At 60.1% G+C, this 24,522-nt stretch carries 19 protein-coding genes; 6 read left to right on the forward strand and 13 right to left on the reverse strand.

Annotated features, from left to right (window positions below; genetic code table 11):
* The first annotated feature begins 17 nt into the window (after positions 1–17).
* Positions 18–251, forward strand: coding sequence for a sulfurtransferase TusA family protein (locus CLV87_RS13900; RefSeq protein ID WP_099246265.1), 234 nt, complete (start codon positions 18–20; stop codon positions 249–251).
* Here CLV87_RS13900 and CLV87_RS13905 read toward each other — a convergent pair.
* From CLV87_RS13905 to CLV87_RS13915, 3 genes are all read right to left on the reverse strand, one after another.
* Positions 238–777 carry a chloramphenicol phosphotransferase CPT family protein gene (locus CLV87_RS13905; protein WP_099246267.1) on the reverse strand — a complete coding sequence of 180 codons (540 nt, stop codon included), beginning with the start codon at positions 775–777 and terminating at the stop codon, positions 238–240. The genes CLV87_RS13900 and CLV87_RS13905 overlap by 14 nt on opposite strands.
* Before the next feature lie 55 nt (positions 778–832).
* Positions 833–4,321: an Rne/Rng family ribonuclease gene (locus tag CLV87_RS13910; RefSeq protein WP_133840790.1), complete on the reverse strand. Its 3,489-nt coding sequence runs from the start codon at positions 4,319–4,321 to the stop codon at positions 833–835.
* A 700-nt stretch (positions 4,322–5,021) separates the two neighbouring features.
* Positions 5,022–5,894, reverse strand: a complete 873-nt coding sequence (locus tag CLV87_RS13915) for an NAD(P)-dependent oxidoreductase (protein WP_099247773.1) — start codon at positions 5,892–5,894, stop codon at positions 5,022–5,024.
* Positions 5,895–6,016: 122 nt separating this feature from the next.
* Between CLV87_RS13915 and CLV87_RS13920 the strand changes: the two genes are divergently transcribed.
* Positions 6,017–8,479, forward strand: a complete 2,463-nt coding sequence (locus CLV87_RS13920; RefSeq protein ID WP_099246269.1) for a penicillin acylase family protein — start codon at positions 6,017–6,019, stop codon at positions 8,477–8,479.
* Positions 8,476–9,411 carry a phosphotransferase gene (locus tag CLV87_RS13925; protein WP_133840791.1) on the forward strand — a complete coding sequence of 312 codons (936 nt, stop codon included), beginning with the start codon at positions 8,476–8,478 and terminating at the stop codon, positions 9,409–9,411. Before CLV87_RS13920 ends, CLV87_RS13925 begins: the two co-directional genes overlap by 4 nt.
* Here CLV87_RS13925 and hflX read toward each other — a convergent pair.
* The 10 genes from hflX to dusB all read right to left on the reverse strand — a co-directional run bounded on the left by hflX (position 9,408) and on the right by dusB (position 22,178).
* Positions 9,408–10,682, reverse strand: coding sequence for a GTPase HflX (gene hflX / locus CLV87_RS13930; protein WP_456238443.1), 1,275 nt, complete (start codon positions 10,680–10,682; stop codon positions 9,408–9,410). The two genes, CLV87_RS13925 and hflX, sit on opposite strands and share 4 nt — an antisense overlap.
* On the reverse strand, positions 10,679–10,918 hold the full coding sequence (gene hfq / locus CLV87_RS13935; RefSeq protein WP_097802888.1) for an RNA chaperone Hfq: 240 nt from the start codon (positions 10,916–10,918) through the stop codon (positions 10,679–10,681). Before hfq ends, hflX begins: the two co-directional genes overlap by 4 nt.
* Before the next feature lie 115 nt (positions 10,919–11,033).
* Complete coding sequence (locus tag CLV87_RS13940; protein ID WP_099246273.1) at positions 11,034–12,548, reverse strand: TrkH family potassium uptake protein; 1,515 nt, start codon at positions 12,546–12,548, stop codon at positions 11,034–11,036.
* Positions 12,549–12,566: 18 nt separating this feature from the next.
* Positions 12,567–13,943, reverse strand: a complete 1,377-nt coding sequence (gene trkA / locus CLV87_RS13945; protein ID WP_099246275.1) for a Trk system potassium transporter TrkA — start codon at positions 13,941–13,943, stop codon at positions 12,567–12,569.
* 370 nt (positions 13,944–14,313) lie between these two features.
* The gene (locus CLV87_RS13950; RefSeq protein WP_099246279.1) at positions 14,314–14,931 is read right to left on the reverse strand and encodes a hypothetical protein; all 618 of its coding nucleotides are present in this window, start codon (positions 14,929–14,931) and stop codon (positions 14,314–14,316) included.
* A 24-nt stretch (positions 14,932–14,955) separates the two neighbouring features.
* Complete coding sequence (gene ntrX, locus CLV87_RS13955; RefSeq protein WP_099246281.1) at positions 14,956–16,371, reverse strand: nitrogen assimilation response regulator NtrX; 1,416 nt, start codon at positions 16,369–16,371, stop codon at positions 14,956–14,958.
* Between the two features lie 25 nt (positions 16,372–16,396).
* Entirely contained in the window at positions 16,397–18,619 is a 2,223-nt protein-coding gene (locus CLV87_RS13960) for a sensor histidine kinase NtrY-like (RefSeq protein ID WP_099246283.1), read from the reverse strand.
* 156 nt (positions 18,620–18,775) lie between these two features.
* Entirely contained in the window at positions 18,776–20,146 is a 1,371-nt protein-coding gene (locus tag CLV87_RS13965) for a response regulator (protein ID WP_099246285.1), read from the reverse strand.
* On the reverse strand, positions 20,146–21,240 hold the full coding sequence (locus CLV87_RS13970; RefSeq protein ID WP_099247775.1) for a two-component system sensor histidine kinase NtrB: 1,095 nt from the start codon (positions 21,238–21,240) through the stop codon (positions 20,146–20,148). Before CLV87_RS13970 ends, CLV87_RS13965 begins: the two co-directional genes overlap by 1 nt.
* Positions 21,237–22,178, reverse strand: coding sequence for a tRNA dihydrouridine synthase DusB (gene dusB, locus CLV87_RS13975; protein WP_099246287.1), 942 nt, complete (start codon positions 22,176–22,178; stop codon positions 21,237–21,239). Before dusB ends, CLV87_RS13970 begins: the two co-directional genes overlap by 4 nt.
* 226 nt (positions 22,179–22,404) lie before the next feature.
* Between dusB and CLV87_RS13980 the strand changes: the two genes are divergently transcribed.
* The 3 genes from CLV87_RS13980 to CLV87_RS13990 are packed head-to-tail and all read left to right on the forward strand — an operon-like array spanning position 22,405 to position 24,519.
* Positions 22,405–23,547 carry a bifunctional 2-C-methyl-D-erythritol 4-phosphate cytidylyltransferase/2-C-methyl-D-erythritol 2,4-cyclodiphosphate synthase gene (locus tag CLV87_RS13980; protein WP_099246289.1) on the forward strand — a complete coding sequence of 381 codons (1,143 nt, stop codon included), beginning with the start codon at positions 22,405–22,407 and terminating at the stop codon, positions 23,545–23,547.
* Positions 23,544–24,047 (forward strand): phosphatidylglycerophosphatase A family protein, encoded by a 504-nt coding sequence (locus CLV87_RS13985; protein WP_099246291.1) that lies wholly within the window; start codon positions 23,544–23,546, stop codon positions 24,045–24,047. The genes CLV87_RS13980 and CLV87_RS13985 overlap by 4 nt, the downstream gene beginning before the upstream one ends.
* A 1-nt stretch (position 24,048) precedes the next feature.
* Positions 24,049–24,519 carry a CinA family protein gene (locus CLV87_RS13990; RefSeq protein WP_099246293.1) on the forward strand — a complete coding sequence of 157 codons (471 nt, stop codon included), beginning with the start codon at positions 24,049–24,051 and terminating at the stop codon, positions 24,517–24,519.
* The last annotated feature ends 3 nt before the right edge of the window (positions 24,520–24,522 follow it).

A 24,522-nucleotide genomic window follows, 5' to 3' on the forward strand; every position in this document is an offset into this window, starting at 1 on the left:
CGCGCTATCTGAGGGTCATGACGACGGAAAACATCATTGAACTAGACTGTCTCGGGCTGCTCTGCCCCCTGCCCGTTCTGAAAACCCGCAAGCGGTTGCAGAGCCTTGAGGCGGGTGATTTGCTGCTTGTAAAAACCGACGACCCGGCCGCGGTGATCGACATGCCGCATTATTGCAATGAAAGCGGTCATGAGCTGGTCGAAAGCCGCGAAGACGGCGCGGTGATGATCTGGGTTCTCAGGAAGGTTTGAACAGGCGGCTTTGCTGGGTCGGGGCGTTCAGCGCCTCGGTGATGACCTGGCAGTTGACACTGACATCAGCGTCCCCATCGACCTCAAGATCATAGCGCAACCCCTTATGTGTGTTGTGAAAGTCCTGCTCTGCACTGCCAACCTTACGGTCACCCCGCACCTTTTCCCGCCTTTTCAGCGCCTCCAACTGACAATGGACGCCAACAAACAAAACCTTTTGCCCGGCGAGCAAATCGCGCAAATGCTCCAGCCATCCGGGCGTGTCGAGGATATGTTCCAGGATCACATTGTTCCCAGCACTGGCCACCGCCGCAATTGAGCGATGGAACCCGTCAAAGACCTTGGCGCGATGAGTTTTCCAATCCAGGTCTTGGCTGTGAAAACGCGCCACGGGCAGCGTGCCGCCATCGCGCAAATGATCAATGGACAGATGCCAATAGGGTTCTGGCAGATGCGCTTGCAAGGCCCGCGCGAGGGTGGATTTGCCGCTGCTAGAGGCGCCGTGAAGAAAGATGATCTGACTCATGGTCCCTCCATATACAAAAACCCCCGGCGCGAAGACCGGGGGTTTTCTTGTTTGATCAGCGTCCTAGGGACCACCAGCCGCGCCGTTTGGGCTTGGCGTCCTCGGTGGTGGCCTCGGCGGGTTCCGCGACCGGTTCGCTTGCCTCGGCGGCAACCGGTTCCGGTTCGGCAGACACAGGTTCGGCCTCCGCCACATCAGCCGCTGCTTCGGGGGCTGGCGTGCCGACCACTTCTGCGATCACATCCGCGGCTTTGCGGCGTGTGCGGCGTGGTTTGGCTTTGGCCTCCTCGGCAGTTGTATCCTCAGCCGGGGCTTCTTCGGCTTTTGGCTCTTCAACCGGGGCAGGTTCGACCGATTCTGCCGCTTCGGCAACCTCTTCCGAGGCAGGCTCTTGGGCAGGAGCGTCTTGTGCTTCGGCGGCTTCGGCCTCAACGGCTGGCTCTGCATCGGCAACTGCCTCGGCTGCAGGTTCTGCCTCGGCACCCTCTGCAGGAGCAGCTTCAGCCTGCGCCTCACCCTCTTTGGGCTCTGCCGTTTCGGTGGCCTCTGCCCCCTCATCCGACTTCTTGCGCGAGCGCGAGCGGCGTGAGCGGCGCTTCTTGGGCTTTTCTTCACCCTCTGCGGCCTCAACAGGTTTGTCCTCCGCGGCCTCTGACGCGTCGGCTTCCTCAGCTTCGGGTTTGGCCTCCGCCTCACCAGCGTCGTCGGCCTTATCGTCTGCCCCGTTCTCGGCCCCATCCTCGCGGGATTTGCCACCACGGCGACGACGACGACGGCGACGCTTCTTGGGCTTATCATCCTCCGAAGCCTCTTCGACTTCGGGCTTTTCTGCCTCTTCGGCCTCGGCCTCTTCGTCGATCAGATCCATCAGCGAAGTATCAACCGACACAACCGGAGCCGAGGCATCAGGCACGACGCGGGTCGCGGTCTTGAACTTCTCGATCGAGAAATCAGGTGCAACCAGATGCGGATCCCCCTCAACCCGGACCGACATGCCATAGCGCGCCTCGATCTGGGCGATATGTTCGCGCTTTTGGTTCATCAGATAGTTGGCGATGGCCACAGGGCATTTCACCAGCACCTCACGCGAGCGGCGACGCGTGCCTTCCTCTTCGATCTGGCGCAGCACCTGCAGTGCCATGCTGTCATCGGAACGGATCAGACCGGTGCCGTGGCAATGCGGACAAGGCTGGGTGGTCGCCTCGATCATGCCGGGGCGCAGACGTTGCCGCGACATTTCCATCAGGCCAAAGCCCGAGATGCGGCCCACCTGAATGCGGGCACGGTCGGTCTTGAGCTTTTCTTTGATGCGCTTTTCGACGGCGGCGTTGTTCTTACGCTCGTCCATATCGATAAAGTCGATGACGATGAGACCAGCAAGGTCGCGCAGACGCAGCTGGCGCGCCACCTCTTCGGCAGCCTCCAGGTTGGTCTTGAGCGCGGTTTCCTCGATGCTGCCCTCTTTGGTCGCCCGACCCGAATTCACATCAATGGCCACCAGTGCTTCGGTCACGCCGATCACAATGTAACCGCCGGATTTCAGCTGCACGGTCGGGTTGAACATGCCGCCAAGATAGCTTTCCACCTGATAGCGCGCGAAGAGCGGCATGGATTCAGTGTAATGCTTCACGTTCTTGGCATGGGACGGCATGATCATCTTCATGAAGTCCTTGGCGATGCGGTAACCGCGTTCGCCCTCGACCATGACCTCGTCAATCTCGCGATTATAGAGATCGCGGATCGAGCGTTTGATCAGGTCGCCCTCTTCATAGATCTTGGCCGGCGCGATGGATTTCAGCGTCAGCTCGCGGATCTGTTCCCAGAGGCGCTGCAGATATTCATAATCGCGCTTGATCTCGGTCTTGGTGCGCTTGGCCCCCGCTGTGCGGATGATCAGGCCTGCCCCCTTGGGCACGTCGATCTCATTGGCGATGGATTTCAGCTTGGAGCGGTCCGAAGCATTGGTGATCTTGCGGCTGATGCCGCCGCCCCGGGCGGTGTTGGGCATCAAGACACAGTAGCGACCGGCCAGTGACAGATATGTGGTCAGAGCCGCGCCTTTATTGCCGCGTTCCTCTTTGACCACCTGCACCAGCATGATCTGGCGGACCTTAATGACCTCTTGGATCTTGTAGCGACGCGGGCGCGGTTTGCGGCGCGGGCGAATTTCCTCTTCGGTATCGTCATCCGCAACGGATTCGATGGAGGAATCGCGCTCCGAGGCCTTGGCTTTGGCCTTGGGCTGGTCTTCTTCGTCGCTATCGTCCTCAGAGGCGTCGGCCTTGACCTCAGCCTCTGCTGTCTCGGCTTTATCCGCATCCTGAGCCTGAGCGTCGGCCTCAGCAGTGTCCGCCTTGTCGGCAGTTTCAGCCGCTTTTGGGGCGTCTCCTGAGGTCTCAGCTTCCGGAGCCTCCGCCTGCGCGTCTTCTTCGGCAGGGGCTTCTACGGCAACGGCTTCTACCTCGGGTGCCTCCTCAGCGACAGGAGCTTCGGCCTCGACCGGCTCGGCGGCTTCTTCGGTCTCTGCGGCTGGTTCAGCAGCGTCAGATTCAGGCGACACTTCTTCACCGCCAGCTTCAACAGCTTCCTGTTCAGCAGCATCTTCTGTAGCAGTTGCCTCACCCTCATCTGCCTTTGCCTCTGCCTCGTCACCTGCGGGCAGGTCTTCTGGATCGGCGCTGACGACAACCGGCTTATCCTCGGAATCCGCAGCGATAGGACGTTTGGGAGAGGCGTCTTCCTCGCCAGCAGCCTCTTCGCTCACCTCTTCCGGGGCGTCAACCGCTTCAGCTTCGGCAGTTTCCACCTCTGGCGCGGCCTCAACGGGGGCTTCTTCCGCTTCGGCAGCTTCGGGCGCGTCTACCTCGGCCTCTGCGACATCCACAGAAGGCTCAGCGACGCTCTCATCCACGATAGGATCCTCTGCCTCGGCAGCTTCCTCAGCTTCAGGCTGAACATCCTCGACCGAATCGATGGGCTCAGCGACCGGCGCTTCGGCAACGGTCTCCATCGGCGACAGACCTTCGCCAGGCTCGCCTGCTTCGGTGTCGTCCCCCTCATCAAGGTCGATGGTCTCCATCCCGCTGATCTCGCGTGGCGCGTCTGCGGGTTTGGGAGCCTCTTCGACGGGCGCAACCTCTGCCGGAGCGTCAGCGACCTTGGTCTCTTTAGCCTCAGTCTTGGGCTTGCGGCGGGACCGCGAGCGCGAGCGCTTGGGCTTTTCGCGCTCTTCGTCTTCCTCGGCAGCAGCAGCCGCCAGAGCGGCCTCTTCTTCCATCAGGGCCTGACGGTCTGCGACCGGGATCTGATAGTAATCCGGGTGGATCTCGGAAAAGGCCAGAAAGCCGTGGCGATTCCCGCCATAATCGACAAAGGCCGCCTGGAGCGATGGCTCCACACGGGTGACTTTTGCCAGATAAATATTTCCTGCTAGCTGACGCTTGTTCTCCGATTCAAAGTCGAATTCCTCGACCTTGTTTCCATCGACCACCACAACCCGAGTTTCCTCGGCATGGGTGGCATCAATGAGCATTTTCTTTGCCATGTTATCCGTATGCGCGCATTGCCCCCCCTGCCCAAACAGGAAGGCCCCGCAGGGGGAATCCCGGGCGGAGCAGAGGTTCGATATGCGTGTCTTGTCAGGGCGATAGCCTGCGCGCGGGCATGGCGGGACATATGTGCCCCGGCCCGATGCCTCATATCTGTCGCGCGCTTCATCGCGTTTCTTCTCCGACGCTTTCCTGTTGGGCGGCTCGCCGGGTGTCCGGTCTGCGGCTCATTCAGGTTGCGCCCATTCGAGGCCCATCGCCCATGGCATATGCCGTGGCGGTCTGGGCACAGGTCTTTGGCCTTGCGGCCTAATCGGCTGGCTTGGGGGCAGCTCTTGGCTGATCACACCCCAAACAGCGAAACTCTCTGGGTCAATGCAAAAGGCACGACCTCAAGGGTCAACATAAAGGCAGGGCTGTGGAAAAGACAATGGGCAAAATCACGCCAAGCGGAATGAAGCAGTGATTTCAGGTGAAACATCCGGGCTGGATGCATCAAACCTTTTGAAAAAGATTTGCAAATTCCATGGATGGAATTTGGTCGCGCCTGCGGGGCGCATCGCGGTCAAATTTCGGGGTCGGGATCGACTTGATTCCTTCCCCATCGGGGAAGGACAGGTTGGGGGCCAATCGGGTTGGCTCGCGCGTAAGCGCGAGACCATGAGGAAGCGTCCCTTTGAGATGTGCGTCCGAGGGTTAGCCCATCTTGCGCAAACGCTTGAACAGGCTCGACGTGTCCCAACGTCCGCCGCCCATCTTTTGCACATCTTTGTAAAACTGATCGACCAGTGCCGTCACCGGCAGCGACGCCCCGGTCTCATCCGCAGTATCCAGACAGATGCCAAGATCCTTGCGCATCCAATCCACCGCAAAACCATGCTCAAACTCATCATCAATCATGGTCTCAAAACGGTTGACCATCTGCCAGCTGCCTGCAGCACCACCGCCGATGACTTCGACAACTTCGCGCCCGTCCAACCCTGCCTTCTCAGCAAAATGAAGCCCTTCGGACAGGCCCTGCACCAGGCCCGCGATACAAATCTGGTTGACCATTTTGCAGAGCTGCCCCGCACCGCTTTCGCCCAAACGTTTACAAAGCTTGGCATAGGCGTTCATCACCGGCTCAGCTCGCGCATAGACGTCGGCCTCACCGCCACACATGATCACAAGTTGACCGTTCTCGGCCCCTGCCTGCCCGCCCGAAACCGGCGCGTCGACAAAGGCGATTCCGGCCTCTGCGCCGGTGCCATGCAGCTCGCGGGTGACTTTGGCCGACACCGTGGTGTGATCAACAAAGATCGCCCCCTCACCCATACCGGCAAAGGCCCCATCCGCGCCAAGGCAAACGCCGCGCAGGTCGTCATCATTGCCCACACAGGCCATGACCAAGTCCGCACCCTCAGCCGCCTCACGCGGTGTCGGCGCAAAACCTCCGCCAAATTCTGCCGCCCAGGCCTTGGCCTTGGCGGTGGTGCGGTTATAGACACAGACCTCATGCCCGGCCTTGGCCAGATGCCCCGCCATCGGATAACCCATCACACCCAGGCCCAAAAACGCCAGTTTCGCCATATCTTCACTCCCTTTGCCCGGCCCCGCCATGGGCTAGCCACTTGGCAAGCCGCAAGACAAGGGATAGGTCCATTCTCATCTTCAACTGATGTATCGACTATCTCAAGGCGAGGACAAGGAAAATGGTGCTTGTGTTTCGATGGCTGTTCCGGATCAGCGTGTTCTGTGTCTCGCTGGTGGTTCTGGGCCTCCTGATCACCTATTACCTCGCCTCTCGATCACTGCCCGATTATGACAAGACCCTGCCCGTCTCCGGGATCACCGCCGATATCGAGATCGTGCGCGACAATGCCGCCGTGCCTCATATTATGGCCCTGTCTGACCGCGATGCGTTTTTTGGGCTTGGTTATGCCCATGCGCAGGATCGTCTGTGGCAAATGACGGTTTTGCGGCGCACGGTTCAGGGTCGCCTGTCCGAGATTTTTGGCACGCGCACCGTCGAAATCGACACCATGCTGCGCCGGCTCGACCTGTACCCTTTGGCGGTGCAATCGCTGCAACATCAGGACGCGGCAACGCTGGACGCGCTTGAGGCCTATTCCGCCGGGGTCAATGCCCGGATCAATGAGATCAATTCCTCCTCTCTGGGGCGCGGTGCGCCGGAACTGTTTCTGTTCGAGGCACCGATAGCCCCCTGGCAGCCCGCCGATTCCATTGCGATGATCAAGCTGATGGCCCTGCAGCTCTCGGGCCATATGCGCGAAGAGATCCTGCGCGCCCGTACCTCTCTTTTGCTGGATGACGCGGCGCGCCTGTCCGACATTTTGCCCGATAGCCCTGGTCGGGGCGTGGCGGCCCTGCCGAAATATGCCGATCTGGTGCCCGGTGCCCTGCCCCGTTTTGCCACCAATCAGGTCCTGCCTGATTTCCTCAGCACCATTCCAGAGCCCGGGCTGGCCGGGGCCTCCAACGCCTGGGCCGCCGCCCCCGAGCGCAGTGCCGGGCGTGGCACGTTGCTGGCCAATGATCCTCATCTCGAACTCACCGCGCCCTCAATCTGGTATCTGGCGCGGCTGCAATTGGCTGATGGCGGTGTAATTGGCGGCACCATTCCCGGCATCCCTGCAATCTTGGTGGGTCGGTCCGAGAAAATCGCCTGGGGCATTACCTCGTCCTATATGGATGATCAGGACCTGCATATCGAAGAGCTGAACCCGGACAATCCCGAGGAATACCGCACGCCGGACGGGTTCAAACCCTTTGTCACCCGCAAGACCATCATCAATATCAAAGACGCCGCCCCGGTCACCCTGACCCTGCGCTGGACCGATAATGGCCCGGTGCTGCCGCGATCCAGCTTTGATATTGAGTCGATCCTGCCGCAAAACCACGTGGCCAGCCTGTCCTGGACCGCCCTGTCTGACAAAGACACCTCGATGAGCGGAGCCATTGGGCTGATGTCTGCCACCTCGGTCGAAAACGCGCTGGATGTGTCGCGCAGCTATATCGCGCCGTCGCAAAACCTGGTGCTGATTGACGAAGAGCGCGTGGCGATGAAGCTGGTAGGGGCCATGCCGCGCCGCGATCCCGGCCATCAAAGCCGCGGTCGCCTGCCCAGCCCCGGTTGGATTGCCGCCAATCGCTGGCAAGGCATGCTGCCCTACAGCTCCAACCCGGAATTTCTGGCCCCGCAAGGCGGGATTGTCGGCAATACCAATAACAAAAGCATCGACGCCCCCTTTCCCAACCATGTCAGCTATGACTGGGGGGACACGCAGCGCGTGCAGCGCTGGCAAGGCCTGATGCAGGGGCGCAAGGTGCATACCCGCGACAGCTTTATCGAGGCTCAGCTTGATACAGTCTCGATCACCGCCCGCACGCTTTTGCCGCTGATCGGGCGGGACCTGTGGTTCACCGGCGAGGCCGCTGCCGAAGGCACGCCGGAACGGCAACGCCAACGCGCGCTTGATCTGTTGGCCAATTGGAACGGTGAGATGAATGAGCACCTGCCCGAGCCGCTGATCTACGCCGCCTGGCTGCGCGCCCTGCAAGAGCGTTTGATCCGCGATGATCTGGGGCAATTGGCGGATCGGTTTCGCCATGTGGAGCCTTTGTTTATCGAACGGGTGTTCCGCAACGTCGATGGGGCGGCAAAATGGTGTGACGTGATCCGCTCGATCAAAGTCGAAAGCTGTTCGGACATTTCGCGCCTCGCACTGGACGATGCATTGATCTGGATTGAGGAACACCACGGATCAGCGCTGGAAAGCCTGCGCTGGGGGGATGCCCATTCCGCCACCCATCGCCATGCCACGCTGGGCGAAGTGCCGCTCTTGCACTTCTTTATGAATATCAAACAATCGACCTCGGGCGGCGATCACACTTTGCTGCGTGGCCGCACCTCTGGTGTTGATCCCGAACCCTTTGCCAATGTGCATGGTGGGGCCTATCGCGGGGTTTATGATTTTGCCGATCCAGACAGCTCGGTCTTTATCATTTCCACCGGGCAATCGGGTCATTTCCTGTCGCGCCATTACGAGGATCTGGGCCAGCTTTGGCGGCGCGGCGAATATATCCCGATGTCGCTGGATGTGGGTTTGGCTCGGGCGGCCTCGGTCGGGATCACACGGCTGGTCAAGCCGTGACAGCGGCCACACACCTAAACGGTGCTGAAGCACATGAACGCGCCGAAGCCGCGTTAAAGACGTTTTGGCCGGGTTGGCAGGGTGATTTGGAGCCGTTGAAACCTTTGATGAAACCGCTGCGCGCAACGCCCTTTGTTGTCCATGGCGGGTCTGAACCGGCGGTGGTCAAGGTGTGGGGGCCGGGCAACGCGGATAAGGCGCAGGCGCAGGCACGACGTCAGGCCGAGGTTGCACAGGCGATGTCAGACGGGCTTCAACGCGCCGTTCCTGTGCTGGACTTTGACGCTGCGAATTGCGCGCTCCTTATGGCACAAGCTAAGGGCAAACCGGTCGTAGATGTGTTGCGAGGACAGCCGGATCGGCTGGACGAGCTGGCCCTTCGCGCCGGGCAATGGTGTCGCGCGCATCATCAGAGCACGTTACGCCCCGCCGGGTTTCGCCCCGCTGGTCACAAGGCTTGGCTGGAACGGTTGATGGCGCAGGTCACCTCCGGTGAGCGTGCAATCCCCGACGCAGGTGCATTCGTCACCGAGGCAGAGCGCCTGACCAGCCTGGCAATGTCCTTGCGCAAACGCCCGAGCCTACGCGCCGTCACCCATCGCGATCTCACTCTCAGCAATCTGATCCTAAGCGATGACGGCACCCTTTGGGGGTTGGATTTCGAGAATGCCAAAGAGGATGAGCCGGGACGCGATCTGTTTTCTCTCGCGCTCGATCTTCTGCGCTATGCTTCGGACGATGCCGCGCGCAGTGCCTGTTATGACAGGCTTTGGGCGGGCTATGGTGCGGCAGAGATCGACCCCGAGGTCAGCGCGTTTCTCACGCAGTGCTTTGCCCTTGGCCTCTGGGCCAATACCCCGGCACGCCCGTCACAACGACAGGCTGAGCGTTTGGCCATGGCGCATTGGGTGCGCCGTCAAAGCGCGCTTTAAAGGCTTTCGAACCTGGCCTTATCCTTGGCAGACCAGCGCAGGGTCAGGTGATAACCATCCTCTTCCTGCCGCTCCTCTTCGATCAGGCCTTTTTCAAACAGCCAGGCGCGTTCGCGCCCCTTTTCATAGCCCAGATGCAAGGTTTCGATGCGCTTTTCTTCGCCCAAGGCCCGCGTAACCTCGGCCAGGAAATCATCCAGCCCCTCGCCCGTCAGTGCCGAGACCGCAAAGATCTGCTCCTCGCGCCCGGTGCGCGCGCGTGTCGCCTCAGCCTCTTCTGGGCCAAGCTGATCCATCTTGTTCCACAGCTCGATCTTTGGGGTTAGCTCGTCCACGCCAAGACTATCGAGGATCGCCTCAACATCGCGCGCCTGTTCCACGGTTTCGGGATGGGAAATGTCACGCACATGCACGATCACATCCGCTGCCAGCACCTCTTCCAAAGTCGCGCGAAAGGCCGCGACCAATTCGGTTGGCAGATCGGAAATGAAGCCCACCGTGTCGGACAGGATCACATCCGCGCCCGTGGGCAAACGGACCGAGCGCATGGTCGGGTCCAGCGTGGCAAAGAGCATGTCCTTGGCCATCACCTCAGCCCCGGTCAAGCGGTTGAAAAGCGTGGATTTCCCGGCATTGGTATAGCCCACCAAAGCGACAATCGGAAACGGCACCTTGGCGCGGGCCTTGCGATGCAGCTCGCGGGTTTTGACCACTTTTTCAAGCTGACGGCGCAGGCGCACCAATTGTTCGTCGATGGCACGGCGGTCGGCCTCGATCTGGGTTTCACCGGGACCACCGACAAAGCCCAAACCACCCCGCTGACGTTCCAGGTGGGTCCAGGCGCGCACCAGACGGGTGCGTTGATAGCTTAGGGCGGCCATTTCGACCTGCAACACGCCTTCGCGGGTCGCGGCGCGGTCGCTGAAAATCTCAAGGATCAAGCCGGTGCGGTCGAGCAGTTTGACCTTCCAGGCTTTTTCCAGATTGCGCTGCTGCACGGGTGTCACCGGACCGTCGATCAGCACCAGCTCAACATCATTGGCTTTGAGCAAGGCTTTAAGCTCTTCGACCTTGCCGGAACCAAACAACATCCCCGGCTGCGGGTTGGACAAAGGCACAACGGTGGCCCCCGCGACCTCAAGTTCAGGCAGCGCGCGGGCCAGAGAAACGGCTTCGGCCAGGGCCATCTCCGCATCGCGGCGATCCCTGTCGATTTTAATGTCAGGATGCAGGACCCAGGCGCGGGTCACATGCGGTGCATGTTCCTTCAAGAGGCGTCTTCACCATCATAGAGGTTGATCGGCTGGCTCGGCATGATTGTCGAAATCGCGTGTTTATAGACCAGCTGCGACTGTCCGTCGCGGCGCAAAAGCACGCAGAAATTGTCGAACCAAGTGATTACGCCCTGCAATTTGACGCCGTTGATCAGGAACACCGTCACCGGAACCTTTGTCTTGCGAACATGGTTAAGAAATGCGTCCTGCAGGTTCTGTCTATCCGAAGCCATTGAAATTGCCTTTATTCTTGCTTTTGCCCGGACTTCGGGCCGTCCCTCTGGGCTGAGTATGTCTTGCGAAACGCAGAGTTTCCAGCGCAAAAATAGATGTTTTCGAAAACGTGTCCTATCCGCGCCAACTATCTGGGCTGATCATCACGATGATTGCCAATAATTCCAGCCGTCCCAGGATCATAGCCGCACAGAGAATAAGCTTGGCCGAGGGGGCCAGCGCCAAAAGGTCAAAGGTTTCGGCAGGTGCGACCTGAATCAGCGGGCCAGTATTGGCCAGGCTTGCCACGGTCAGGGTGACCGAGGTCTCAAAATCCAGGCCATAAAGCCCGAGGATCATGGTCAAACCGGCAAGAGTCACGGCAAAAAGCATAAAGAAAACCCAAGCGATAAAGGCCCCTTCGCGACGAATGCGCCGCATCACCGGCCCGGAACGCCCGATGGATGAGGGATGGATCAGCTTTTCGATCTCGCGCGCGCCATTCACATAAAGCGCAAAGACCCGTAGCAGTTTCACGCCCCCCGCCGTTGTCGCCACGCCGCCCCCCAGTATGGCCAATGCCATCAGGATGATGCCCGGTGTCGACAGGCCCGACCAGCCCTGCGCCGAGGCCCAATCATCGCTGACAAACCCGGTGGTGGTCAAAAAGGACAGCCCAGTGAACAAACCGCCCCAAAGTGCGCGCAGCCCCGCCGCAAAATTACGCTCATCCCCGACATCAAAGGCCGCCAGCCAATGGCGCAGGAACAAGGTCAGCGGCACAATCAGGATGATGGCCAGCCCCATGCGAAATTCAGGGTCATAAAGCAGGCCCGTGCGCGTGCTTTGCCCAGTATCGGTCGAAAAGGTCAGGCGCGACAGGGCAAAGAACAAAAAGCAAAACACGATCATCTCGCCGGGCAGCCCGCTTGGGCTGTCCACCAGCCCCCCAATGGGCGAAATGCCCGAGGTCGCGAGCACCGACATAGCGTGGCAGATCGCAACCAGTGGCGGATCGCCAGAAACAAGCAACATAACCGCCAAAGCCAGCGTCAGCCCGGCATAGACCGGGAACAGCTCTTGCGTGCTGCGCAAAAGGCGCGCCGCCGGATCTCCGCGCCCCGAACGCGCCGCGCCCTGCGCGACTGCCTGACCGGGGGCGCCTGCCGCCGTCACCTCGAACCCGCCCAGGGCCAAGGGGGCCAGAATGGCAGAGGCCGACACCCACATCAGCAAACCACCAAGCCAGCCAACCTGCGCGCGCCACAGATGTTCCGGGCCTGACAGGCGATCCGGCTCAAACAGGGTCGCGCCGGTTGTGGTCAGGGCCGACACCATCTCGAAATAGGCGCTGGAAAAGGAGGTGTTGCGCACCGCCTCGTAAAACGGCACCGCCAAGATCACCGGCAACAGGGCAAACCCGGCCAGCAAAGCCACCAACTGGCTCATGGCGCTGGCATTATGCGGGCGCGTGGCCAGGGCCAGCCCCACAAAAGAGGTCAAGATCACCCCGATCAGACCGGCATAGAAAAAACTGCGCGCATCATGGAATTCTTCGATCCACAGCGCATAGATCGCCGGGACCAGTGTCGACAAAGACGCCGCCAAAAGCATCAGCAAAAAGAACGGCAGGTTTTTGATCGCGTTCATGGCCCGGGGCGCTTTCGCTTAGAAAAAGTCGATCGACACTTGCAGCAGGCGCTCCACTTCGGCGACATCCTTGCTGAGTGCAAAGATCACAATCTGGTCGCCTTCGTCCACTTGCAGATCACCGGTGATGCGCAACACCTTGTCGCCCTTGCGCAATGATCCGACAAGCACGCCTTCGGGGAAATCAATGTCGCGCAATTTGCTGCCCGCAATGGGCGAGGTCGACATGACCTCGGCCTCAATCACCTCAGCCTCGGCATCGCCAATGGAATAGACCGCCTGCACACGACCATGGCGGATATGGCGCAGGATCGAGCTGACCGTGGTGGCGCGCGGGTTGATATAAGCATCAATGCCCAGCGGATCCATCAGCGCGGCCAGCGTCGGGTCATTGATCAGCGCAATGACCATGGGGCACCCCGCCGCCTTGGCACGCACCGCCGCCAGCATGTTGACCTTGTCATCATCCGTCACACAAAGCGCCGCGTCAGCCCGGTCGACCCCGGCCTCGCTCAGCAATGCGGCATCCATCCCGTCGCCATGCAACACAATGGTGCGCTCCAATTCTTCGGCGGCATGTTCGGCGCATTTGCGGTTGCGCTCGATCATCTTGGCACGCACCCGGCGTTCACCCGCCTCCAGCTCACGCGCCACCGACAGGCCGACATTGCCGCCGCCAACAATCACCACCCGTTCCTGTTTGCGCGCGCTCTTGCCAAAGATCTCAAGCGTGCGCGGGATATCGTCGGAATGCACCATGACATAGCAACTATCGCCAACAAAAAGCTGATCTCGTGGCTCGGGCGCAAACAAGGTCCCATCGCGGCGCACACCAACAACCACCGCGCGCAGGGTGGAAAACAGATCGCTCAACTGGCGCAAAGGCGTGTTCACCACCGGGCAATCTTCGTCCAGGCTCAAGCCCAACAACTGCGCACCACCATCCAGGAATGTCTCGGTGTCAAAGGCCGCCGGGGCTGCCAGACGTTGCAAGGCCGCATCCGCCACCTCGCGTTCGGGGCTGATCACCACATCAATGGGCAAATGATCGCGGCGATATAGGTCGGAATAAATCGCCGTCAGATAGCTTTGCGCCCGCAACCGGGCAATCTTGCGCGGCACTTCGAATACGGAATGCGCCACCTGACAGGTGACCATATTAACCTCGTCGGAATGGGTCGCGGCAATGACCATATCCGCATCCCGCGCCCCGGCCTTGTCGAGAATGTCAGGATAGCTGGCGAAACCCGCGACCCCCTGTACATCCAGCGTATCCGTGGCGCGGCGCACCAGTTCCGGATTGCTGTCCACCACCGTCACATCGTTGCGCTCACCTGAAAGATGTTTGGCAATTTGCCACCCTACCTGACCCGCACCACATATGATGACCTTCATCTTGGCCCCTTAGATCGCCCCTGGCCCCTTGGCATGACATGGCGCTGTCCGCTCGTCAACAACCCGAGCGTCTCGCGCTTTCCGGTTCGGAGCCACCTGTCGCCTGTTGATCCTGCGTCAAACCAGAGCCGCTTGGTCAAGTAAATTTGGCGAGGGGCCCCGCCTTGGCGGGGATGCGTCCAATTTCCTTGATCCAAGGGGATCGGGTTTGAAAAGCCGGATCAGGTGACAGATGGATCAGAGCCAGAAAGCGTTTTTCCGGTTTGGTGAACCAAGAGCTGAAACACCTCTCATCCCCACCATTCTGACTTTTCACCATCACCTCACCACTCGCATCAAAAAGCGCGCGGAAGCGCATAATGTAACAGCGTCACCCCTGCCCTGAACGCGCTTCGCGTTCGGCCTTCCTCGCCTTGCGCTCGCGTTTGATGGCAAAGACCTGTGATCGTTCCAGCCAGCGATATTTCGGGTCTTTCTTCACTTGGGTAAAATACAACTGACCCTGCCCCAAACGCCAGGGATCAACGACAATCCCCTGATCCCATGACGCGCCTTTGGCGGAGACAATCAACGTCGAATGCTCGATCAGAATGCTGTCGTAATTGGCAATGGCGCGGTGCAAATCCAGGCTCTGCAGGTTCTCACGCTTCAAACGTTGCTGCAGGTCTTCGGCCCAGTGTTTGCACAGCCCGCGCGGCTTACGTCCGCTATTAACCTGCATATTGTGAATAATCGGCGCGTCCACGACGCCCCATTGCCTGGCCCAGACCAGAGGCTCTTCGACAGCAATCCGCGCCACGCGCGCCGCCTCTTCCAGGTCGACACCGGGGCCAAGACGCAGGAGCATTTCGGTCAGCTCAGCGATCTTGGTCTCTTCGGCCTCGACCTGTGCAAAGGCCAGGGTTTGCGGCACCGTGTGTTCAACCGGTGCCCCGCCACAACCCGCCAAGCCAAGCGCCACAAAGGCGCTAAACAACAATTGACGCATCACACACTCCACCGCAAGAAACCCCTACGAGGCTTCCTGCACATCCTCCTCAAGCCGCGCAACCCGCGCGCCTGATTTTTGCGATGTCACAACGCCCAGCGATTTCAACTTGCGATGCAGGGCCGAGCGTTCCATGCCAACAAAAGACGCCGTGCGTGAGATATTGCCGCCAAAGCGGTTGATCTGGGTCAGCAGGTATTCGCGTTCAAAGGCCTCACGCGCCTCCCGCAAAGGCAAGGTCGCCAAGGTGCCGGACAGCACCACGCGCCCATCATCAGAGGCCGCCGGACCGGTCTCTTGCGGCAATTCGCGCGCCTCGATTGGATCGGTGCCATCGCCCAGGATCAACACCCGTTCCATCAGGTTCTTGAGCTGGCGCACATTGCCCGGCCAGGTCATGGTCTGCATCAAGGCAATGGCATCATGGGAAATCTCGCGCAGAGGTAGGCCCTGGGCCTGATTGCAGAGTTCCACAAAGAAGCGTGCCAGCACCGGGATATCTTCGCGGCGTTCGGCCAGCGACGGCACGGCAATCGGCACCACGTTCAGACGGTGATACAGCTCTTCGCGAAAGGTTCCCGCCGCAATCTCGGTCTGCAGATCACGGTTGGTCGAGCTGATCACCCGCAGATCCACCTTGACCTTGTCCGAACCACCAACACGGGTGAATTGCTGATCCACCAGCACACGCAGGATCTTGGATTGCGTGCCCAGTGGCATATCGGCGACCTCGTCAAAATAGATCACCCCGCCATGGGCTTGTTCCAACAACCCCTGTTCGACACCGCGCTGGCCACCTTCGCGGCCAAACAGGATCTCCTCCATCACATCCGGTTCCATCCCGGCGCAATTCACGGTGACAAAGGGGGCATTGGCGCGGTTGGAATTGGCATGCACATAGCGCGCCGCCACTTCCTTGCCGCTGCCCGCCGGGCCGGTCAGCATCACGCGACCATTGGATTTGGTGACTTTGTCGAGCTGGCTGACAAGCGCGCGGAAGGACGCACTGTCGCCGATCATTTCCGCCGGTTTGCTGTCACCTTGCTTGAGCTTGCTATTCTCGCGCCGCAACAAAGACGTCTCCATCGCACGGCGGATCACCACCAGCAACTGGTCGATGTTAAAGGGCTTTTCGATAAAGTCATACGCCCCTTGCTTGATCGCCGCCACTGCGATTTCGATATTGCCATGGCCAGAGATGATCACCACCGGCACTTCGGGATAATCGCGTTTGACGCATTTCAGGATGTCGATGCCATCCATCTTGCTGTCTTTGAGCCAGATATCGAGGATCAGCAGCGCGGGCGGCTGGTCCGAGATCTGCGCCATGGCCTCCTGACTGTTTCCGGCCAATCGCGTGGTAAAGCCTTCATCCTCGAGGATATCCCCGATCAGCTCCCGAATATCACGTTCGTCATCGACGATCAGAATATCGCTCATGTCATGTCCCTCAACAAACCCATGGTCAAACTCCCTCTAACAAACGGGTGCGGGCCTCATTCTCGGCTGCCTTGTTCAGCGGCAGGTGGATCACGGCCATCGCCCCGATATTGGCACCAGGCGCAAATTCCGGTGCATTTTCCAGAGCCAGCGTTCCGCCATGCTCTTCGATAATTTTCTTGACGATGGGCAGGCCCAGGCCAGTGCCTTCGTCGCGTGTGGTTACGTAAGGTTCGAACAGCCGCGCCCGGTCTTCGGGCAGGCCGATGCCATTATCCATGATGCGGATGTCGACACGGTCATCCTCGGTCAATTTGGCCGAAACGCGGATCTCTGCGCTGTGCCCCTCGGGTGCGCCATTGCGTTGCAGGCTTTCGATCGCTTCGCCGGCATTCTTGATCAGGTTGGTCAACGCCTGCCCGATCATTGTTGCGTCCAAATCAGCCGGCATCGGATCGCGGGCAATGTCGCGTTTGAACGTCACATCCGGTTGGCCATTCTCTTGCAACAACACGGCCGCGCGCAGCAGGTCGCCGATATCTTCGGGCTTGCGCTCAGGTTCCGGCATGCGGGCGAATTTCGAGAATTCATCGACGATGCGGCGCAGATCCCCGGTTTGGCGGATGATGACATCGGTCATATCCTCGAGCTGTTCCGCCCCCTCTTCGTCCAGTTTACGGCCAAACTTGCGACGGATGCGTTCCGCCGAAAGCTGGATCGGGGTCAGTGGGTTCTTGATCTCATGCGCGATTCGACGGGCGACATCGCCCCAAGCCGCCATGCGCTGCGCGCTGACCAGGTTGGTCACGTCATCAAAGGCAATCACATAGCCTTCAAGGCTGCCATCCTTGCGCCGACGACGCGAGAGGCGCACCAGCAAGTGCTCAAGTCGCCCTTCGCGGCTGACCTTGACCTCTTCCTGCGCCATTTCGCGCCCTTCGCTGCGCAAACGGTCAAAGAGCGGGCCAAATTCCGGCACAGCAACCGCAATCGGGTCAGCGCGGTGGTTTTCATGCCACCCGAGCAGCCGTTCGGCAGAGCGGTTCACGAAGGTCACCTTGCCCTCAGAATCCAACCCGACCACGCCCGAGGTCACCGAAGTCAGGACAGAGTCAAACAGACGCTGGCGGCGTTCAATCTGGCGCGTGTTTTCCAGCAATTCCTCGCGCTGGCCCTTAAGCTGGCGGGTCATCTGGTTGAAATAGCGGCCAAGCTGCGAAATCTCGTCATCGCCCTCTTCTTCGATGACCTGAACGTCCAGATCCCCGGTACCAACCCGTTGCGCCGCCCCGGTCAAACGCCCCACCGGGCGGCTGAGACGTTCGGCAAACCATAGCCCCGCCCAGGTTGCCGCGAGGATCAGCAAGACCGCAAAGCCTAGATATAGTAGCGCAAAGTCAAACAAGCGCCGCCCGCGTTCTGTTTCCTGTTGCTGATAGAAGCGCGCAGTTTCCTGGGTTTCATCCAAGAGACGCAACAGTGCCCCGTCAACTTCGCGGCTGACATAAAGATAGCTGTCCGGAAAGGCGCGCAGCTGGATCAGCGCGCGCATCTCGTTGTTCTCCCAATCCGGGACAAAGCTGACCGGCTCTTCGGTCAGAAGATCAAAGGCCGATTGCGGGGGTTGTTCGTAATCAAAAAGGTAGCTGCGTTCGCCGCGAACTTGGATCTCACCGGCGCTGTTGATCACATAGGCCTCGCGCAGACCGCGCTGGATCTGGCCCTGTCCCTGGCTGAGATCCTGGCGCAACTCACCGCTATCGGCAAAGGGGCGGCCGCGCTGTTTGGCATCCAGAAAGCTTGCCAGCGCCCAGACGTCCTGAGACAGGCCATTGCGCAGCTCTTCGTTATAGGATTTAGCTGCCGCCAGCGACGCGCCAACCACGTTTTGCACCCGGCTGGAGAACCAGGTTTCAAGGCCGATATTGAGGGTCAGAACCGCGAAAACCGCCACAGTGACCGTCGGCAACAGTGCCATCAGCGCAAAGGCCGCCGTCAATCGAAGGTGCAGGCGGGATCCCGCCGATTTGGCCCGCCGCGCCGCCACCATACGCGCCACACGCCCCAAAACCATCGAGGCAAGGATCATCACATAGACAAGGTCAGCCAGAATGATCAGGCGCAGGCTAAGCGAGTTTGCCCGCGCGTCCCAAGGCCCCATCACCAGAAAGGTGACAAGCGCCAAAAGCGGGCCGAGCGTTACAATCGCCAACGACAAAGCGTTCTGCGCGCGACGTGACCGCCGCATACGACTAATCCGAGCCCAATTCCAGGAGCGTGCCCGTGTGGCCACAGCCAAACCTCTTACTGATGTGCCGAGGTTGGGTTCCCTCCCCCAGCGACCGCCATATTTTGTGGTCTTTCCAACACAGCCAAGCATTGGCGCCACAGTTATGTGGCCCTTTTACATCAATTTGCGGCGGCGTGTCACGTGAATATCGAGTTCGGTGATTTTCTTTCTCAGCGTATTGCGATTGATGCCCAGCAAATCCGCACATTTCGCTTGATTCCCGCCGGTCGCCTCCAAAGCGATCTCAATCAGCGGGGCCTCGACCTCGCGCAGGATACGGCCATAAAGGCCCGGAGGCGGCAGCATCGCGCCATGCAGGTCGAAATAGCGGCGCAAATGGCGCGCGACACTGTCGGCCAGTTTATCTCCATCGCCGCCACGCAGAACCGGGCCGGTTTCCGGCTGGTTGCCCAGAATGGTCTCAACCTCGGAACGGCTGATTTCCTCATTGCGGCTGGTCAGGCTCAACCGGCGCACGGCGTTTTCCAACTGCCGCACATTGCCCGGCCAGGAATAGACACGGAACAGTTCGGTCGCCCCTTCGGACATGACGCGATGCGGCGCGCCTTCGCGCTCGGCCCGCGCCAGAAAGTGGTCAACCAAAAGCGGGATATCCTCGACCCGTTCGCGCAGGCCTGGCACTTCGATCGCGGCCCCATCAAGGCGATAGAACAGATCCTTGCGCACCTTGCCCTCTTCGATCAGGGCGGTTGGGTCATATTGAGACGAGGCGATAAAGCGCGGCACGTGATCGCCCGGCACATCCATCATACGCACGATGCGGCCCTGCACTTCGTCATCAATGTCGGCGATTTCATCTATCAAGAGCGTACCACCGCGCACCCGCGCCAACACACGGGCCGGGCCATCCAGGTCGGTCAAATCCGCGCCGGTGACCGTGACGAATGGCAAGCTGCGCCGATCCGAAAAATCGTGCAACGCCTTGGCAATCAGGGATTTCCCCGTTCCACTCTCTCCAGTCACCAAAACCGGCAAATCGGTGTTCATCACCCGCGCAACCAAACGATACAGCGCCTGCATGACCGGGGTTTTCCCAACCAAGGGCAGCTCTTCTGGCGCGTCGGCCTGGGCCACCGGCTCTTCGCGACGCGGAGCGCGGTTGCGGGTGTCCAGCGCCTTGGCCGTGCGCTTCATCAGGTCCGGCAGGTCAAACGGTTTGGGCAGGTAATCATAGGCCTCGGCCTCGGCCGCCTGAATGGCCGTCATGATGGTGTTCTGCGCCGAGATCACGATCACCGGCAGGCCGGGGCGATCTTCGGAGATCTTGGGCAGCATCTCCAACCCGTTGCCATCGGGCATGACGACATCGGAAATCACCACATCGCCCTTGCCCTCGCCCACCCAGCGCATGAGCGTGGTCAAGCTTGAAGTTGCATGCACCTTACAGCCCGCCCGGGTCAGCGCCTGGGTCAGAACGGTGCGAATAGTGCGGTCGTCATCAGCGACAAGGACGGTGCCATCCATCACTTGATCTCCTTAGATTTGCCCTTTGCAGGGGTTCCGGTTGCGCGTGGCAACGAAATGCGAAAAACGGTGCGGCCGGGGACGCTATCCACCGAAATCCACCCGTCATGGTCTGAAATAATCTTACTCACGAGGGCGAGCCCCAGCCCGGTGCCGTTTTCCCGACCCGAGACAAACGGGTCAAAGATGTCCGAAGCAATCTCGGGTGGCAGGCCTTTGCCATCATCGATCACCTCGATCTGAAGCGGTAGAACCTGCGCCGACCCGTCCGGGCGACGGGTGCGGAAACTGTGATCGTAATAGGTGTGCAACCGAATGGTTCCACCTTTGGAATCAGCTGCTTCTGAGGCGTTCTTTAACAGGTTCAGCACCACTTGCAGCAGCTGATCCGGGTCCCCCAGCGCCATGGGCAACGAGGGGTCGTAATCCTCGATGATCGACATGTGACCGCCAAAGCCCAGCAAGGCCGAACGGCGCGCACGGTCCAACACATCGTGAATATTCACCTCGCGCCGTTCGGGCACCGAGAGGTTGCCGAACTGTTCGACCTGCTCCAGCAATTTGACGATGCGGCGGGTTTCTTCGACGATGAGATCGGTGAATTCGAGATCCTCAGCCGGGAGGTTCATCGACAAAAGCTGTGCCGCTCCGGTGATCCCTGCCAATGGGTTTTTGATCTCATGGGCCAGCATCTCGGCCATGCCAATGGCGGATTTGGCGGCGGATTTCACCGAATGGTTCTGCGTCATCCGCCCCGCCAATTCGCGCGGCGAAATCAGCATCATCATCCAGTTTTCCTGCCCTTGCAGCGGCGCAATCTGAAGGTTGCAAACCAAAGGCGCGCGGTTTCCGGTGCCCACATCAACGTCATTCACAAACAGCGCCGTGCCATGATCCCGCGCCCGGGCAAAGCTTTCCTCAAGCGGCGCATCCACATGAATCCGGTCCCAGATCGGATGGCCCAAAAGCGACTTCGCTGAAGAATTCATAAAGCCTTCGGCGGCGGGATTGACCCCGCCAATCCTTTCATCAGGGTCGATCAGAACAGCCGGAACCGGCAGCGAGGACCAAATCGGATCGGTTGGGTTGCTCATGCCGCCTGCTCCCATTCCGGGGCCACGGCGTCTTGCAACAATGACAAGACGCGCTTGGGGTCTTTTTCGGTCAATACCCGCTGGCGTAAGGCGCGTGGCGTTGCGGCGCGGTCCATATACCAGCCCAGATGCTTGCGCGCGACACGGTTGCCCAATACCGCGCCGTAAAAGCTTAGCATATCTTCGTAATGCCCTGATACCATGTCGTAAAAAGCAAATCCCTGCGGGATTTTCGGCATTGGCGTCCCATAAAGTGCGGCGGAAATTTCCGCCAGTTTCCACGGGGCCCCTTGCGCCCCACGCCCCACCATGACGCCATCCGCACCCGAGGCGCGCAAAGCCGCATTGGCCGCGCCTGCGCCGACAATATCGCCATTGGCAATCAGCGGCACATCAATGGCGTCGCGCACAGCCCGGATCGCCTGCCAATTGGCGCGCCCCTTGTAAAACTGACAGCGGGTGCGACCATGGATCACCACCATCTGTACCCCAGCCCCAACCGCACGCGCCGCCAATTCGGGCGCGTTGATCGACCCATCATCCCAGCCTAGCCGCGTCTTCAATGTCACAGGCAGATCCACGGCGGCGACCACCGCCTCGATCAATTTCAACGCATGGTCCGGCACCTGCATGAGGGCAGAGCCCGACCAGCCGCCGGTGACCTTTTTCGCCGGGCAGCCCATATTAATGTCGATGACCCGCGCGCCCATATCGGCGACCATGCGCGCCGCTTCACCCATGGCCTCTGCCTCGCGCCCGGCGATTTGGACGGACGTGTTTTCGATCTGCGCGCCAAGCTCGGCCTTTTCCCGCGTGCCAGGGCGCGCGGTCAGGAATTCGCCACTGGCGATCATCTCGGACACCACAAGGCCAGCGCCAAAACGGGACACCAGATTGCGAAACGGCAAGTCGGTGATTCCCGCCAGTGGGGCCAACATAACTGGGGTCAAAATGTCTTGTTTTCCGAGAGAAAAGCCCAAACGCTTAATCCTTGTGCAGTGCTACTGGAGTAGCCCTTGTGACGGTACACTACAATATTTCAAGCCGTTTTTACCTATTGCAGCGCAGCATTTCGCGCCATTTGCCTAATTTTTAATCGCACATCTTGGCCGATTGCAGTCGCAGGCGGGCCAGCCTAAACCTAACCTGCAATCAGGAGTGCGCATGAAAACAGCAGCTATCATCGTTGCCGCGGGCCGGGGGCGGCGCGCGGGCGGTCCGGCCCCCAAACAATGGCAGACCATCGCCGGAAAACCCGTGGCGCGCTGGACGCTGGAGGCGTTTTCCGATCTCGACAGGCTGGTCATGGTCATTCATCCCGATGATGAAGAGATCGCGCGCGAGGTGGCCTCAGGTTTGGATGTCACTTTGGTGCATGGAGCCTCGGAACGCGCCGGTTCCGTGCGCAACGGGCTTGAGGCCTTGGCCGATGCATCCCCTGATACCGTGCTGATCCACGATGTCGCCCGCCCTTGCCTGCCCTGGTCCGTAGCGGAGTCGGTTTTGACAGCGCTGGAAACACATCCCGGCGCGGCCCCGGCCCTTGCGGTCACCGACGCGCTGTGGACCGGAGCCGATGGCCAAGTCACCGGCACTCAGGACCGGACGGGCATCTATCGCGCACAAACGCCGCAAGGGTTTCGCTTCGTCGACATTCTGAACGCCCATCGCGCCCATAAAAGCAGTGCCGCCGATGATGTCGAAGTGGCGCGCGGAGCTGGATTGCAGGTTGCCATTGTGCAAGGCAGCGCGCAAAACCTCAAAATCACCAATCCCGGCGATTTCGACCGGGCGGCAGAGATCTTGGCCAAGCAGGAGCGCAGCACAGTGGATATTCGGTTGGGCAATGGGTTTGACGTGCATGCGTTTGAAGAGGGCGACCATGTCATTTTGTGCGGTGTCAAGATCCCACATAACAAGGCGCTCAAGGGTCATAGCGATGCTGATGTGGGCATGCATGCGGTGACCGACGCGATCTATGGCGCGCTGGCCGAAGGCGATATTGGCCGCCACTTCCCGCCCTCTGACCCGCAATGGAAAGGCGCAGCAAGCGAGATTTTCCTCAAACATGCGGTGGATCTGGCGCGAGAACGGGGCTTTGAGATGTCCAACGTGGATTGCACCCTGATCTGCGAACGCCCCAAGGTCGGCCCGCACGCCGCGGCAATGATGGATGAGATGGGGCGGATCATGGGGCTGTCCCCTGACCGCGTTTCCATCAAGGCCACCACCTCGGAACAGCTCGGCTTTACCGGCCGCGAAGAAGGCATCGCCGCCATTGCCACAGCCACTCTGGTGAAACCATGAGAGCCCTTGCGCGCGCCATCGGCTCCCTTGGCTATGTCGGCTTTCTGAAACCGGCCCCCGGCACCTGGGGCTCTGCCGCTGCCCTGCCCCTTGCGGCGCTGGTGCATTATTATGGCGGCTTTTACCTGCTCGCCGCCCTGACGGTCGTGGCCTTTGTGATCGGCTGGTGGGCAACCAAAATCATCACTTCAGGCGCACGCGGCTCCAAAGATCACGACCCAAGCTGGGTGGTGATCGATGAGCTGGTCGGGCAATGGATCGCCCTTTTTCCGGTCAGCCTGGCGGCGGAACATCTGGATATGGAGATCTTTACCTTTTGGCCCGGCTGGATCACCGCCTTTCTCCTGTTCCGACTGTTCGACATCGTCAAACCCCATTGGGTCGGTGCCATGGACGAACTCGGTACGCCTCTGGGTGTGATGCTGGATGATGTGGTCGCTGGTATCTATGCTGCGGGTGGCGTTTTGGGACTTGCCTATCTCTATCACGAGGTGATCTGACATGACCGCCCTGCTCGCCCCCCGCATTCTGGAACGCGCCAAAGCCCAAGGCAAAACCGTAACCTGCGCCGAAAGCTGCACCGGCGGCATGGTTGCGGCGGCCCTCACAGATATTGCCGGCAGCTCGGCCATTTTCGAACGTGGATTTGTCACCTATTCCAACACCGCCAAACAAGACATGCTGGGCGTCCTGCCCGACACGCTTCAGACTTTTGGCGCGGTCAGCGAAGAGGTGGCCCGCGAAATGGCCAATGGCGCGCGACAAGCTGCAAAGTCGGATATCGCCGTGGCCATCAGCGGCATCGCAGGCCCAGGCGGGTCCGAACACAAACCAGAGGGGCGCGTGTGTTTTGCTCTGGCAACCGCTCAAGGCACCCATACTGAGACAATCGAATTCGGTGCCCTTGGCCGCGCTCAGGTGCGCAACAAAGCCAAAGACCACGCCCTCTCTCTCATCCTCAGCGCCCTATAAGAC

The sequence above is a fragment of the Pelagimonas phthalicica genome (assembly GCF_004364805.1).
GTDB classification, from domain to species: domain Bacteria; phylum Pseudomonadota; class Alphaproteobacteria; order Rhodobacterales; family Rhodobacteraceae; genus Pelagimonas; species Pelagimonas phthalicica.